Source organism: Aurantimonas sp., assembly GCF_964217435.1.
Classification (GTDB): Bacteria; Pseudomonadota; Alphaproteobacteria; order Rhizobiales; family Rhizobiaceae; genus Aurantimonas; species Aurantimonas coralicida.
This window is the reverse complement of sequence record NZ_CAXPJM010000055.1, coordinates 223,041-237,515: the sequence shown is the minus strand read 5'-3', so window position 1 is coordinate 237,515 and position 14,475 is coordinate 223,041. Positions and strand designations below refer to the sequence as shown.

The 14,475-nt window shown below is 68.3% G+C and carries 15 protein-coding genes; 11 read left to right on the top strand and 4 right to left on the bottom strand.

Annotated features, from left to right (window positions below; translation table 11 throughout):
* Positions 1-4 precede the first annotated feature (4 nt).
* The 4 genes from ACEQX1_RS20435 to ACEQX1_RS20420 all read right to left on the bottom strand — a co-directional run bounded on the left by ACEQX1_RS20435 (position 5) and on the right by ACEQX1_RS20420 (position 3,556).
* Positions 5-289, bottom strand: a complete 285-nt coding sequence (locus ACEQX1_RS20435; RefSeq protein WP_370193065.1) for a twin-arginine translocation signal domain-containing protein — start codon at positions 287-289, stop codon at positions 5-7.
* Positions 286-930: a molecular chaperone gene (locus tag ACEQX1_RS20430; RefSeq protein ID WP_370197572.1), complete on the bottom strand. Its 645-nt coding sequence runs from the start codon at positions 928-930 to the stop codon at positions 286-288. Before ACEQX1_RS20430 ends, ACEQX1_RS20435 begins: the two co-directional genes overlap by 4 nt.
* Before the next feature lie 111 nt (positions 931-1,041).
* Positions 1,042-1,734, bottom strand: coding sequence for a DUF3306 domain-containing protein (locus tag ACEQX1_RS20425; RefSeq protein ID WP_370193062.1), 693 nt, complete (start codon positions 1,732-1,734; stop codon positions 1,042-1,044).
* 91 nt (positions 1,735-1,825) lie between these two features.
* Positions 1,826-3,556: a 4Fe-4S dicluster domain-containing protein gene (locus ACEQX1_RS20420; RefSeq protein ID WP_370197570.1), complete on the bottom strand. Its 1,731-nt coding sequence runs from the start codon at positions 3,554-3,556 to the stop codon at positions 1,826-1,828.
* Between the two features lie 402 nt (positions 3,557-3,958).
* On the opposite strand from ACEQX1_RS20420, the gene ACEQX1_RS20415 reads away from it, so the two are divergent.
* The 11 genes from ACEQX1_RS20415 (at position 3,959) to ACEQX1_RS20365 (ending at position 14,428) form a co-directional block, all read left to right on the top strand.
* Positions 3,959-4,504, top strand: a complete 546-nt coding sequence (locus ACEQX1_RS20415) for a DUF6505 family protein (protein WP_370197568.1) — start codon at positions 3,959-3,961, stop codon at positions 4,502-4,504.
* 22 nt (positions 4,505-4,526) lie between these two features.
* Complete coding sequence (locus tag ACEQX1_RS20410) at positions 4,527-5,537, top strand: DUF6352 family protein (protein WP_370197566.1); 1,011 nt, start codon at positions 4,527-4,529, stop codon at positions 5,535-5,537.
* Between the two features lie 2 nt (positions 5,538-5,539).
* Positions 5,540-5,989, top strand: coding sequence for a DUF3305 domain-containing protein (locus ACEQX1_RS20405; RefSeq protein WP_370193612.1), 450 nt, complete (start codon positions 5,540-5,542; stop codon positions 5,987-5,989).
* Positions 5,990-6,078: 89 nt separating this feature from the next.
* Positions 6,079-6,255 (top strand): hypothetical protein, encoded by a 177-nt coding sequence (locus tag ACEQX1_RS20400; protein ID WP_372521957.1) that lies wholly within the window; start codon positions 6,079-6,081, stop codon positions 6,253-6,255.
* A 210-nt stretch (positions 6,256-6,465) separates the two neighbouring features.
* Entirely contained in the window at positions 6,466-7,593 is a 1,128-nt protein-coding gene (locus ACEQX1_RS20395; protein ID WP_370193614.1) for a transporter substrate-binding protein, read from the top strand.
* A complete protein-coding gene (locus ACEQX1_RS20390; protein WP_370193615.1) occupies positions 7,590-8,192 on the top strand; it encodes an ANTAR domain-containing response regulator in 603 nt (200 codons plus the stop codon). Before ACEQX1_RS20395 ends, ACEQX1_RS20390 begins: the two co-directional genes overlap by 4 nt.
* Positions 8,170-9,075: an ABC transporter permease gene (locus ACEQX1_RS20385; protein ID WP_370197564.1), complete on the top strand. Its 906-nt coding sequence runs from the start codon at positions 8,170-8,172 to the stop codon at positions 9,073-9,075. The genes ACEQX1_RS20390 and ACEQX1_RS20385 overlap by 23 nt, the downstream gene beginning before the upstream one ends.
* The gene (locus ACEQX1_RS20380) at positions 9,072-9,992 is read left to right on the top strand and encodes an ABC transporter permease (RefSeq protein WP_024350125.1); all 921 of its coding nucleotides are present in this window, start codon (positions 9,072-9,074) and stop codon (positions 9,990-9,992) included. Before ACEQX1_RS20385 ends, ACEQX1_RS20380 begins: the two co-directional genes overlap by 4 nt.
* Before the next feature lie 23 nt (positions 9,993-10,015).
* On the top strand, positions 10,016-11,689 hold the full coding sequence (locus ACEQX1_RS20375) for an ABC transporter substrate-binding protein (RefSeq protein WP_370197562.1): 1,674 nt from the start codon (positions 10,016-10,018) through the stop codon (positions 11,687-11,689).
* Positions 11,679-12,623, top strand: a complete 945-nt coding sequence (locus ACEQX1_RS20370; protein ID WP_370197560.1) for an acetamidase/formamidase family protein — start codon at positions 11,679-11,681, stop codon at positions 12,621-12,623. Before ACEQX1_RS20375 ends, ACEQX1_RS20370 begins: the two co-directional genes overlap by 11 nt.
* Positions 12,620-14,428: an ABC transporter ATP-binding protein gene (locus ACEQX1_RS20365; protein WP_370197558.1), complete on the top strand. Its 1,809-nt coding sequence runs from the start codon at positions 12,620-12,622 to the stop codon at positions 14,426-14,428. Before ACEQX1_RS20370 ends, ACEQX1_RS20365 begins: the two co-directional genes overlap by 4 nt.
* Positions 14,429-14,475: the final 47 nt, after the last annotated feature.

The window sequence follows — 14,475 nt, the reverse complement described above, 5'->3', positions numbered from 1 at the left end:
CGCCTCACTTGTCCTGCAGCGTTTCGTAGCCGTTGGTCCGGTAGAACGCCTGAACGTCCGGGCTGCCGGGCTGATATTTCGGTTGGGTCTCGTCGGTCCCCGGATCGTAGGCCTCGGCCTCGTCGACGAAGGCCGGCGCCGTCACGGCCGCCGCGGTCGCCGCGCCAGCCGCACCCGTGGCCTTGCGAAGGAAGGCGCGTCGATTGAGATCAGGCTTGTCCGTCGCCATGGTCGTCTCCCATTTCCCTGCCGGCGCGCGGGCCGTGCGGTCGTTTCGCGGCACTGTCATGCGACCAGCGCCTGCGACTCGGTCTCGATTGTCATGAAGCTGCGGCCGACACGGCCGACACAGCGGTAGAAATCCGCCGACCGGGCCGTTTCGAGATCCGCGAAGAAGCGGCCCATCCACGGCTGCATGTGGCGGGCGAAAAAGTCACGGGCGGCGCCCTCGGGAGCCTCGAACCGCCCGTCGATCAGCCCGGCCATGGTCTCGCAAAGGACGCCGACATGGTCCTCGAGCTCGACGAGGGAGCGGGACCGTTCGATGCCCAGCCGCGCGAGATCCTGCCGCAGGCGGGCCAGCGGCTTCTCCCGCAGGAAGCCGGTCAGGTAATAGGAGCCGTAGGGCACCAGTTCGCCGCGGCCGACGCCGATGAAGAGGTCGAAATACTCGCGCTCCAGACGCGCCGGATCGGCCCGGCGGGCGGCCTCGGCCAGCGCCGCGTGGCTGCGCCCGAGCGGGGTCGCGTCGCCGCTGAGGCCGGCGACCAGCGCCAGCGTCTCGGGGCTCGGCTCGCGGGCCATGAGAACGGCGAGAAGGCCGTAATGCTGGACCCGGAACTGGTCGACCGGATCGAGCGCCGCGCGCAAGGGCGCCGTCGCCGTTGCGGCAACGTCGTGAGCGCTCTGTTCGGAAGGCCCGTCGGTCATCGTGGCGCTTTCATGGGTGTCCGGTTACCCGTTGATCTGGAACGAGAACCTAGATGGTTCCGGGGTTTGTGCAAGCCTCTTTTGAACCATTCCAGTTTCGTTGACGGCTATTCAAATCGGCAGCGCGCTGCCATGTCGCAGCGGCCGGTTTCGCGGAGCTTGCTGCGCTGTTTCCGCAGCGGTTTCGGGGATGTTTTCCGGCGTCCCCGGTAGGGTCGAACCCTGTGGGCCGGGCGCGGCGGAAACCGTCTCGTTCGGCAAAGGCTGCGTGGCGTCGGCCGCGGTCATGGGGGGCGGCGATTCGGCGGGGTCGGTTCGATCGGTCGCCACGGTCGGTTCCGCGGCCTCGGCGGGCGCAGCCTTCTCGCGGCCGAAGATGTCCTTGACCATCTGCTTGACGTCGGTCGTCGCCGACAAGGGGCCGGAGACCGGCACGCCGCCGGGCACGTTCCAGTCCCAGGCATAGTCCCTGGCGTCACCGACATAGTCGCGGATGGCGGGATCGAGCGACCAGAGCCGCCGCATGGCGCGATTGCGCAGGGAGGCCGGGACGCCCTTGCGCAGAAACGCCGTCATGTCCGACGCGGCGGTCAGATCCTCGGGGTCGGGCAGCGCCGCCAGTTCCTCGGCGGTGATCGGCGCATCGACCGCAGGCTGCGGCGCGTCGCCCGGCGCAGCCTGCTCAAGCGATACGCCAGCGGCCTCGGCGTCAGGGCCCGCATCCGTAACGGCGGCGGACGTTCGATCCGCGTCGGCGACTTCGCGCTTGCGCTGGGACCAGCGGGAGAGGAAATCACTGCTCAAACCGGTCGCCCTTGCCGTCCTGTTCGTGCGTTCAGATCTGCCGCAGGGAAAACTAGCCTGCGATCCGAGCGGGTCGAGGGTGTCGGCCGCATCAATGTCGGTGGCCGTCAAAGTCTGTCGGCGCCCGGTGATCCTCGGCAAGGCGCGGCTTCGGCCGGGCGGTGCCGGCATAGGGATCGATCCCCTCGTTCAGCACCGCCTCCACCCGGCAGTCCTCGCACATGCGGATCGCGTCGAGGCGGCGGGCATTCTCGCCGGCGAACATCCAGTGCTTGCCTTCCAGCTTGGCGATGATCCGCTCGATCGTGCTCTTCGTGCCGAAGGGCTTGGCGCAGCGGATGCAGCAGAAGGGCTCTTCCTCCTTGAGGATCTGCCGCGGCGCGTTCCAGGCAGCGAAATCGAGCGTCGGCTCCAGGGTGATCACCTGTTCCGGGCAGGTCGCTTCGCACAGGCCGCACTGGACGCAGGCGCCATGGGAGAAACTGAGCAGCGGCCGGTCCTCGCTGGCCGACAGCGCGCCGGTGGGGCAGGCGGTCACGCAGGCGTGACACAGCGTGCAGCCATCGGTCTGCACATGAACCTTGCCAAAGGGCGCGCCCTGCGGCAGCGCCACCTGCTCGACCGGTGCCGGCGCGACCCGATGCAGCATCCGCAGGCTCAGCTCCAGAAGCTCGCGCTTGCTGCCGGCCGGTGCGAAGCTGGCGGGCGCCGGTGCGGCGCGGCCGAGCGGCAGGGCCGCCAGTTCGGCGAGCATCTCGTCCGGCGTATCGGCATGGAGGATCCGGCAGGAATCCTCGCCATAGCCGAGCGCTGCCGCAAAGGCGCCGGCCAGATCGACGGTCCCGGCAAGGGTGGCAATGCCGTTCCGCGGCGCGCGGCGCGCCAGGATGCCGATGCCGGCTGCCCCATAGGCGAATGCCGCAGCGAGGCTTTCCAGCCCGATCTGCTTGATCTCGTTGACGGCCATCGGCAGCACATGGGCCGGCAGCGCCGATCCGGCGGCGTCGATGAGCGGCTGGCCGACATAGCCGTCATGGAAGAGGACGACCGGATCACGGCCGCCCGCGGACCGGTAGCTGGTCAGGAGCGTGCGCAGGCGGTCGAGCTGCATGTCCACCGTCGGCAGCGTGTAGGAGGCCGCGCCCGTCGGGCACACGGCGGCGCAATTGCCGCAGCCGGCACAGACATAGGCGTCGATCGTCACATGCTCGCCGGCCGGCGCGATCGCCTCCATGGCGCAGGCGTCGAGACAACGGGTGCAGCCGGTGATCGACGAGCGCGAATGGGCACAGAGCTCCTTGCGGAAGGCGATATATTGCGGCTTCTCGAATTCGCCGACGAGCTCGGACGCTTCGGCGATCGCCGCGTCGAGGCCGGCCGGGTCGGCGACATCGGCCCGCAGATAGCCGTCGCGCGCTTCATGGGCGGGAAACAGCGGCGGCCGGGCAGCGAGGTCGAGGATCACGTCGCAGCGCGACACGGCGCCGTCGCGCGGCAGCGCCATGCCGTCCGGCGGCATGTAGCCGTCCACGACGGCCTGATAGGCGCCGAAATGCCCCGTGGCGCCGGCGATGCGGCCGCGCGCCACCGGAAACGGCAGGCCATCGGGCACCGCCGTCAGGCCGCCATCGTCGAGGAGTACCGTCACGTCGAGGGACGTCGCCAGCCGCAGGCCCGCATCGATCGCGGCCGCGCCGTCGCCGCAGATCAGGATCGTGCCATCGCTGACGAGGGACAAGATCGGCGGCTGCGCCGGGGGCAGGGCGGCGAGCGCCGCCTCGGCTGTGTCGCGGGGGCCGGTATGGGCTGGCGTATCGGTCACGATGGACGCAATCCTTCGGGCGTGTACGGCATTTCAGGCAGCCGGTTGTCTCACCGTCCACCATTGGCGTAGAACGATTTTAAACTGGCGCAAGTCAATAGTATCACGTGGTTTTTTCATGTCGTCGCCATCGACCCTCGGGCTCGATCACCGCCCGTTTCGCGGCCTTGTCTCCCCATCTGGAACCCGCAAGGCGGGCGGCCACCGCCTTTGCGTCTTCCGCATCGGTCCCGATGCGCCGGTCCGCCTGCGGCGTTATCCCGCGTTGGGGCGTTCCCGTACGGCGGATCGTCATGAACGGGCGCGGCTGGACAGCGATGGGCCGATGCGCGATGGGGAGCGCCGGCTGCTCGCTGCGGCCATGACGCCGCCGTTACGGCGCGCGCCCGCAAAGGGGGCCCCATGGCTTTGAAACTGCCGCGCACGATCCGCATGGACCCGTCCGACGCCTTCGTCTTCACGGACGCGGCCGAACCCGGTGAATGGGCCGTCAGCGGCACCTTCCGCTTCTGGAACCGCGACGTCGCGGCGCTCGAGGGCAAGGAGCGCCAGGCGTTTCGCTCGGGGCTTCTGGGCGTTGCCAGCTTCGGCTGGTCGACCCTGGCGATCGTCAGCGAGGCCAGCGAGGCCGAGCGCGACGCGGTGGTGGAGGAACTGGCGCGCCATCTCGTGACCCATCTCGGCGCGCCGGATGTCGCCACCGCCCGGCCGGCGGCGCAGGAAGAGGTGGCCTTCGCCGCCTCGCTCTGCGACCACCCGGTAAACACCATGCTGGCGGTGCAGCGCAGCGTCGAGAATGGCGACATTCGCGAGCGTTTCCGCACCCTGCATCGGCGCGAGGGCGCCGTCGACCATTCCCGCGCCTTCGGCTTCGTCGAGATCGACGAGGACGACGACGCCTATGCCGAGCATATGGACATCCGCACCCTCGGCAAGACGCAGCCATGAACCCGGACGCTGGAGAGACGAGATGAGCGAGTTCTGGGTATCCTGCGGCCATCAGCTTCTCGACCGCAATGCGTTGGGCCATCTGCTGCTGACCGACGAATTCCTGAAGGCCTATTTCGCCCGGCCCGAACTGGTGCCGCCGCCCGAGGCCTGCGCCGCCGAGCTGGCCCTGCATGCCAGCCTCTTGGCCGATCCGCGCCGTCCGGTGAGCGAGGCGGAGATCGCCGGGCTCGACGATGCGGATGCACGCGAGAACTGGCAGGTGATGCTGGCCTTCCGCGACCGGCTCATGGCGGCGCCGACGCTGGAGGCGGCCTATCTGACGCTGGTGCGCGGCGACATGTCCGGCACGCCGCATCTGTTCGTGAACCAGCTCGCCCAGGTCGTCCTGCGCAATGCGCTGGATGGCTGCACGGACCCGTTCGTCCTGCGCTCGGCCGAGCTGTTCTTCCGGCCGCAGCGGGCAAGCGTCCATGACGGCGCCCTGCTTCTCGCCGATGCCGAGATCGTCGAGATGCAGGAGCAGGATCGCCATGCCTCGCCGCTTCTGGCGATGTTCGCTGAGCCGACGGTGAGCGAGCTCGACGTCCTCGATGCCGAGAATGCCGCCTCCTATTTCCACCGCGACGAAGCCTTCGAGCTGGTGCTGAGTTTCGCCTCCGGTCCGGCCGCGCGGGCGGGCCTTGCCGAGGCGATCGAGCGCTGGATCGCGCATCTCCTCGGGGTGCGGGTGAAGGTCGAGCCGGTCGCCCGGGTGGATGACGACGACTGGGCCTGGTTCGTCGGGCTCGACGCCGAGGCCAGCCGGATCGGCAACCAGGTCTGGCGCGGCGATACGGTGGCCCCCGCCGATCTGGAGAAGATCATCGGCATCTTCGCCCTGACCTTCGCCGATCCGGCCGAGGCGCTGCCGGCCATCGGCGCGCGGCCGGTCTGGCTGTTCCTTGCCAGGCCGAAGGACGGCGTCGTGCGGCTGAAGCCGCAGAACCTCATTGTCGGCCTGCCGCTGCGCTCGCCGGCGGAGGTGGCGTGAGCATGGATGCGCCGACCTTTCGCGTCGGGGTGGTGGTCGAGCGGCGGCCGTCGAAGAGCCCCTGGGTCGACCATGCCTGGCGCATCGTGGCGATCATTCCCGAGGCGATCGGCACCGAGCCCGGCCATGTGCTCGGCCACGACGGCGACGCGGTGCTGCTCTATGCCGGCGCGCGGTCGGTGGAATTCCACCGGGTCGAGACCGGCAATTACCGCGACAATCTGACCTCGGGCAGCCCCGGTCTCTGGGTGACCCTGGCCCTCGCCGACGAAGAGCCCGGGATCCGGCTCATCTCGGTGACCGCTGATCCGGCCGAGGGCGAATCCCTGACCGAGATCGGCGATCTGATGGTCGAGATCGCGCCGATGCCACCGGAGATCGCCGAACGTCTCGCCGCCTTCGTCGAAACCCACCATGTCGAACGCGTCTTCACCAAGCGCAAGCGCCAGTAACCCTCGGGTTGCGCACGATCATCCTCCGCGCCGTCGAACCTTATCCTTCGGCGGCTAAGCGTCCGGGAACCCGCGGGCCGGGAGGGGCATTGCTGCGCAAAGCGCAAGCCAGGGAGATCGGCATGGCAGGGAAAACCGGCATCATCGTCGCCATCGGCGTCGTGCTCTTCATCATCGTCGGGGTGATCGGTTTCTACGGATCCGAAGCCTCGAACGCGCCTGAGGGCGACATCGTGAATTACGAAGAACCCGAGGTCGAAGGCTGAACCGTCTGGACTGCACGGTCCGTTTGCAGCGTCACGGCTGCCTCACGCTCAAAAAATAGGCGTGCCCGGTGCGAGGCAGAAGCGCTTGACTCGGCCTCGCTCCCTGCTACGCTGACCTCACATACCGGCCTTGTTCGCCGGACGGCATTCGAGCCCCGCCCGCCCGTCGATTCCTGTCGACGGGCGGCGGGGCTTTTTTGTGGGATCGACGTGACGCAACGCATAGACATCGGCATTCTCTACTCGCGCTCCGGCAACTACCAGTTGCTGTCGGACGCCTGCCGCGCCGGCGCCCTGAGCGCCATCGCGGCGGTCAATCGCGACCCGGCGCTCGGCATCGAGTTCGTACCGGTCGAGCGCGATCCGGAGGGGCAGGTCGATCGCTATGCGCCGCTCTGCGAGGAAATCCTGCGCGACAGCGGCGCCCGCCATGTCATCGGGTGCATCACCTCCTGGAGCCGCAAGGAGGTCATCCCGGTGCTGGAGAAGACCGGCGGGACCCTCTGGTATGCCTGCCCTTACGAGGGCTTCGAAACGAACGACCACGTCGTCTACATGAATGCCTGCCCGAACCAGCATCTGGTGCCGCTGCTCGGTCATGTCGTGCCGCGCTTCGGCGCCGACGCCTTCCTGGTCGGCTCGAACTACATCTGGGGCTGGGAGACCAATCGCGTCGCCCGCGATCTGGTTGGCGATGCCGGCGGACGCGTCCTCGGCGAACGCTATCTGCCGCTTGGCGATACCGACGTGTCCCGGCTGATCGACGAGATCCGGGCGACACGGCCGAATTTCATCCTCAACCACCTGATCGGCCCGTCCTCCTATGCCTTCTTCGCGGCCTATGACGAGCTGGCGCGGGAAGATCCGCATTTCGCCGCCGCGTCCTGCCCGATCCTCTCCTGCAATCTGACGGAGATCGAACTGCCGGCGATCGGCGCCGCGGCAGAGGGCCATATCGCCGTCGGGCCGTATTTCCACGACAGGGCAAAGCCCTGGCCGAGCCAGGCCACGGACCCGGCCTTCACGTCGCGGCCCTCGTCCTTCTTCGCCGCCGCATACAGCGCCGTTCTCGTCCTTGCCGACCGGCTTGCTGCCGATGCGGGGGCGGCGCGCCGCATTCCCGACTTCACCGGCCGGCGGTTCGCCACGCCCTTCGGCGAAATCGCGATCGACCCGCAGACCCAGCATGCCAGCCTGCCGATCCGCATCGGTCGTGTGCGGGACGGCGGGTTCGACGTGGTGGAGGAGAGCGCGCAGCGGGTCGATCCCGACCCCTATCTCTCGCGCTACGATCCGGCGCGGATCTTCCCGCGTCCTTCGCTGCGAGCCGTCTCGTGACCCGCCGCAGTCGTATTCCCAATCTCGGCGGGGCCAAGGCCTTCGTGCTGCACCCACCGCATGCGACCACTGCCGCGCTGGTTCGCCAGCTGGCGGCGATCGGGCTCGATCCCGTCGAATGCTGGCCGGACCTGCCGGCCGACGCGCTGGCGGCCGACTTCATCTTCTTCGACGCCGATCTCGGCTATGACGCGCAGTTTCCGTGGACGCCGGGCGAGGCCCCGATGCCGATGATCGCCTTGATCGGCTCTGAGGCGCCCGGACGCATCGAATGGGCGTTGTCGCACGGCGCCCACTCCCACCTCGTCAAGCCGGTGGCCAATTCCGGCATCTATTCGGCGCTGCTGATCGCCCGGCAGGGCTTCGAGGCGCGCCGGAGCCTCGCCGACGAGGTTCGCGGCCTGAAGGGGCGGGTTGCCGAACGCCAGACGATCGTGCGCGCTGCCGTGGCGCTCAGCGCCGGCGGCGTCGGCGAGGAGAGGGCCTATGCCCAGCTGCGGGCGCTCGCCATGAGCTGGCAGACGACGATGGAAGAAGCGGCCCGCCGCGTCCTCGCACTCGAAGAGGGAGGTCGCGATGAGCGCAGAACTCGTCTCTGAGCCGACGGCGCCCGTGGTGGTCGCAAAGCCGGCCGGCGTCCTGGCGCAGTTGCTGCGCCGCCCGCTGGCGGTGATCGGCCTCGTGCTGATCGTCGTCACGGTCGTCGGCGCGATCGCCGCGCCCTGGCTGACCTCCTACGATCCGAACGACCAGCTCTTCGACGGGCTGACGCTGCAGGGCGCGCCGATGGCGCCGGGCGGCGCCTTCGTCCTCGGCACCGATCTGCTCGGCCGCGATCTCCTGACGCGCATGCTCTACGGTGCCCGCACATCCCTGATCATCGGCATCGTCGCCAATGGCGTCGCGCTGATCATCGGCACTCTGGTCGGCGTGACCGCCGGCTTCTTCCGCGGCTGGATCGGGGCGGTCCTGATGCGCTTCACCGACCTGATGATGGCGTTTCCGGCGCTGCTCTTGGCGATCTGCCTCGCCGCCGTGCTGTCGCCGAGCCTGTGGATCGTCGCGATGGTGATCGCGCTGGTCAATTGGGTGCAGACCGCGCGCATCGTCTTCGCCGAGACCAGCTCCCTGGCCGAGCGCGAGTTCATCGACGCCGAGCGCTCCATCGGCGCCTCGACGCCGCGCATCCTGTTCCGCCACATCCTGCCGCATCTGCTGCCGACGATCATCGTCTGGGGCACGCTCGGGATCTCGACCACGGTCCTGCTCGAGGCGACCCTGTCCTATCTCGGCGTCGGCGTGCAGCCCCCGACCCCGTCCTGGGGCAACATCATCTTCGAGAACCAGACCTATTTCCAGGCGGCGCCCTGGCTGGTGTTCTTCCCCGGCGCGGCCATCCTGGCGCTGGCGCTGGCCTTCAACCTCGTCGGCGATGCGATGCGCGATATCCTCGATCCTACCCAGCGGGGGCGGCTGTCATGATCGCCTATCTCGCCCGTCGGCTGATCCAGTCGGCCCTGATCCTGCTCGGCGTGTCGCTGATCACCTTCGCGCTGCTCTACCTGCTGCCGGCCGACCCGGTGCGCCAGATCGCCGGCCGCAGCGCCACGGCCCAGACCGTCGAGAACATCCGCCGCGAACTCGGCCTCGATCAGCCCTTCCTCGTCCAGTACGGCCGCTATCTGCTCGGCCTCGTGCAGCTGGATTTCGGGCGTTCCTATCTGCAGCGCTCGGAGGTTTCCGAGTTGATCGCGGCACGGCTGCCGGCCACGCTGCTGCTGATGCTCGGCGCCATCGTCTGCGAACTGGTGCTCGGCCTGACCATGGGGCTGGTGGCGGCGCTGAAGCGTGGCTCGGCAACCGACCAGACGCTGATGGTCGGCTCCTTCGTCGGCGTCTCGGCGCCGCAATTCGTCGTCGGCCTCCTGCTTCTCTACGTCTTCGCGGTGCGCCTCGACTGGTTCCCGATCGGTGGCTACGGCACCTTCTCGCATCTCGTCCTGCCCTCGGTCACGCTCGGTATCCTGGGGGCCGGCTGGTACTCGCGGATGATGCGGTCCTCGATGATCGATGTCCTGCGCCAGGACTACATCCGCACGGCGCGGGCCAAGGGCCTCGCCCGCTACACCGTGCTGTTCCGGCATGCCCTGCCCAATGCGATCCTGCCCGTGATCGCGATGATCGGCATCGACATCGGCCTGTTCATGAGCGGCATCGTCGTCGTGGAGAGCGTCTTCGGCTGGCCCGGGATCGGCCAGCTCGCCTGGCAGGCGATCCAGCGCGTCGACATCCCGATCATCATGGGCGTCACGCTGGTCTCGGCCTGCGCCATCGTGCTCGGCAATCTGCTCGCCGATCTCGTCTCTCCGTTCATCGATCCCCGGATCAAGCTCCAGTGACCCCTGAAGGAAAGGAAGACCGCATGAAAGCCTGGCTCACCACGACCGTCGCCGCATCGGCGCTCGGATTCATGCTGGCGGCAGCGCCGGCCATGGCGCAGGACGCCGCGACGGCGCCCGCCGCCGATGCCACCACGCCGGACCCTGACGCCAAGCAGGGCGGCAACATCGTCATCACCTACAAGGACGACGTCGCCACGCTCGATCCGGCGATCGGTTATGACTGGCAGAACTGGTCGATGATCAAGAGCCTGTTCGACGGGCTCATGGATTACGTGCCGGGCACCACCGAGCTGCGGCCGGGCCTTGCCGAAAGCTACGAGATTTCCGAGGACGGGCAGACCTTTACCTTCAAGCTCCGCTCGGGCGTCAAGTTCCACAATGGTCGCGAGATGACCGCCGAGGACGTCAAGTTCTCGCTCGACCGCGTGACCGCTCCCGCGACGCAGAGCCCCGGCGCCGGCTTCTTCGGCATGATCGACGGCTACGAGGCCGTGGCCGCCGGCGAGGCCGACAGCCTGTCCGGCGTCACGGTGGTCGATCCGACGACGGTCGAGATCAAGCTGTCGCGGCCCGATGCCACCTTCCTGCACGTGATGGCGCTGAACTTCGCCTCGGTCGTTCCCGAGGAAGCGGTGGCCGAGCACGGCGCCGATTTCGGCAAGAACCCCGTGGGCACCGGCGCCTTCAAGCTCGGCGAATGGGCGCTCGGGCAGCGCGTCGTGTTCACCCGGAACGAGGATTACTGGCGCGACGGCCTGCCCTATCTCGACCAGATCACCTTCGAGATCGGCCAGGAGCCGATCGTCGCGCTGCTGCGTCTGCAGAGCGGCGAGGTCGACATTCCCGGCGACGGTATCCCGCCGGCGAAGTTCCAGGAGGTCATGGCCGACCCCGAGCAGAAGGCCCGCGTCGTCGAGGGCGGCCAGCTGCAGACCGGCTACATCACGATGAACGTCGAGATCCCGCCCTTCGACCAGAAGGGTGTTCGCGAAGCGGTCAACATGGCGATCAACAAGGACCGCGTCGTCCAGATGATCAACAACCGGGCGCTGCCGGCCAACCAGCCGCTGCCGCCCTCGATGCCCGGCTATGACGAAAGCTACGAGGGCTACGCCTACGACGTGGACGCGGCGAAGGCCAAGCTCGCCGAGGCCGGCTTCCCGGACGGGTTCGACACCGAGCTCTTCGTCATGAACACCGACCCGAACCCGCGCATCGCCCAGGCGATCCAGCAGGATCTGTCGCAGATCGGCATTCGTGCCGAGATCCAGTCGCTGGCCCAGGCGAATGTCATCGCCGCCGGCGGCGAGAAGGACGCCGCGCCGATGATCTGGTCCGGCGGCATGGCCTGGATCGCCGACTTCCCGGATCCGTCCAACTTCTACGGCCCGATCCTGGGCTGCGCCGGCGCCGTGCCGGGCGGCTGGAACTGGTCGTGGTACTGCAACGAGGAGCTCGACAAACGGGCGACCGAGGCCGACTCGATCGTCGATCCGGCGCGCCAGGAAGAGCGGTCGCAGATGTGGTCGAAGATCTACACCGACATCATGGCCGACGCGCCGTGGGTGCCGGTCTTCAACGAACAGCGCTTCACCATGAAGTCGCCGCGCATGGGCGGTGCCGACAATCTCTATGTCGACCCGGTCCATATCCCGATCAACTACGACTACGTGTATGTGAACGATGTGCAGTAACTGCGACTACACGATCCACAGTCGCCACCATCATTTCGGCTGGGACAACACGTTCCAGCCGGCCCAGACGGTGGCCCCCGGCTCGACGATCGAATTCGAATGCCTCGATTCCTCCGGCGGTCAGTTGACCGCCGGATCCACCGTCGCCGATGTCGAGACGCTGGATTTCGGCAAGATCAACCCGGTGACCGGGCCGATCTTCGTCGAGGGTGCCGAGCCGGGCGATGCCCTGAAGATCACCATCGAGTCCTTCAAGCCCTCGGGCTTCGGCTGGACCGCCAACATTCCGGGCTTCGGCCTGCTGGCGGACGACTTCAAGGATCCGGCGCTCACCATCTGGAAATACGATCCGGCGACCCTCGAGCCAGCTCTGTTCGGCAAGGAGGGGAAGGTGCCGCTGAAGCCCTTCGCCGGAACGATCGGCTGCGCGCCGGCCGAGCCGGGCCTCCACTCGGTCGTGCCGCCCCGGCGCATGGGCGGCAATCTCGACATCCGGGATCTGTCGGCCGGCACGGTGCTCTACCTGCCGGTCGAGGTGGCCGGGGCGCTGTTCTCGGTCGGCGACACCCATGCGGCGCAGGGTGACGGCGAAGTCTGCGGCACGGCGATCGAAAGCCCGATGAACACGGTGCTGACGCTCGATCTGATCAAGGATGCGCGGCTGCAGATGCCGCGTTTCACCACCGCGGGACCGGTGACGCGGCATCTCGACGCCAAGGGCTACGAGGTGACGACCGGGATCGGGCCGGACCTCATGGCCGGGGCGAAGATGGCCGTCGCGCAGATGGTCGATCTTCTCTCGGCACGCTACCAGATGGATCCGGTCGACGCCTACATGCTGGTCTCGACCTGCGGGGATCTGCGGATTTCGGAGATCGTCGACATGCCGAACTGGGTCGTCTCCTTCTACTTTCCGCGCTGCGTCTTCGAATGAGGCAGCCTGTCGAGAACACCCGCGGCGGCGCGACGCCGCCGCGGGACGGTGCCATCCTGCGGGTCGAGGAACTGACCGTCGAGGTCGGCGGCGAGACCGGGCCGAGGCCCGTGGTCTCGGACTTTTCCTTCGAACTCGCCCGCGGCGAGACGCTCTGCATTGCCGGCGAATCCGGGTCCGGCAAGTCGATGACGTCGCTGGCGATCATGGGGCTGCTGCCGAAGCCGGGCGCGCGGATCGCTTCCGGCCGGATCCGGCTGGGCGACACCGACCTGGCGCAGCTGGGCGAGGGCGAGATGCGCCGGGTGCGCGGCAAGCGCGTCGCGATGATCTTCCAGGAGCCGATGACCTCGCTCAACCCGGTGCTGACCATCGGCCGGCAGTTGATCGAGGCGATCGAGGCCCATGAGAGTGTCGGTCGAAGCGAGGCGCGCCGCCGTGCCATTGCCGCCCTCGATGCCGTCCGCATTCCCGAGGCCGCCAGCCGCCTTGCCCAGCATCCGCACGAACTGTCCGGCGGCATGCGCCAGCGCGTGATGATCGCGATGGCGCTGGCCCTGCGCCCCGACGTGCTGATCGCCGACGAGCCGACGACGGCGCTCGACGTCACCGTGCAGGGGGAGGTGCTGGAGCTGCTGCGTGATCTGCAGCGCGATCTCGGCACGGCGATCATCCTGATCACACACGACATGGGCGTCGTCGCCGAGATGGCCGACCGCGTCGTGATCATGCGCCACGGCCGCATGGTCGAGACGGGGGCCGCGGCAACGATCTTCGCCGACCCGCAGGCGGCCTATACGCGCGAACTCCTGGCCGCCGTGCCGCGCATGGGCCAGGGCCGCGACCGTGCGGCCGCCCGCGTCGCGCCGCCCGTCGCCGAACCGTCCGCGGCTCCGGCGCCGCTGGTCGATGTCCGCGATCTCTCCGTGCGCTTCGACATCCATGGCGGGTTCTTCGGCCGGGTCGACCGGCGCGTCCATGCGGTGGAGGGGATCAGCTTCTCGGTCGGAGATCGCGAGACCTTGTCCCTCGTCGGGGAATCGGGCTGCGGCAAGTCGACGACCGCCAAGGCGCTGGCGGGGCTGGTGCCGTATTCGGGCGACATCGTCGTTGGCGGCCGCAATATGGCCGGTCTGACGCGCCGGGAGACCAAGGCCCTGCGCCGCGATGTCCAGATGATCTTCCAGGACCCGTTCGCCTCGCTCGATCCCCGCATGACGGTCGGGGACCTCGTCGCCGAGCCGATGCTCATCCACAATATCGCCGAGGGCCCCGAGCGGCATGACCGCACCGCCGGCCTGTTCGAGCGGGTGGGCCTGTCTGCGTCGGACATGCGCCGCTATCCGCACGAATTTTCCGGTGGCCAGCGCCAGCGCGTCTGTATCGCCCGCGCCCTGGCGCTGCGGCCGAAACTGATCGTCGCCGACGAAAGCGTCTCGGCGCTCGACGTGTCGGTGCAGGCGCGGGTGCTGGAATTGCTGCGGGAACTGCAGGACGAGTTCGGCATCGCCTATCTCTTCATTTCGCACGACATGGCCGTGGTGGAGAACATCTCCGATCGCGTGGCGGTGATGTATCTCGGCCAGATCGTCGAGATCGGCACCCGGGGCCAGGTGTTCGGCAATCCGCAGCATCCCTATACGCAGCGGTTGATCGAGGCGGTCCCGGTGCCGGATCCCGCCAAGCGGCGCCATGCCTTTCCGCGGCTGGACCACGATATCCCGAGCCCGGTGCGTCGCGTCGGCGACGAGCCGTCGCGGCTGATGCTGCAGGATTGCGGCGACGGGCATCTCGTCGCGGCCTGAGCCGCGGCGACATCGATCGGATCGCTGAAGCGGCTGCCCGACGCAGG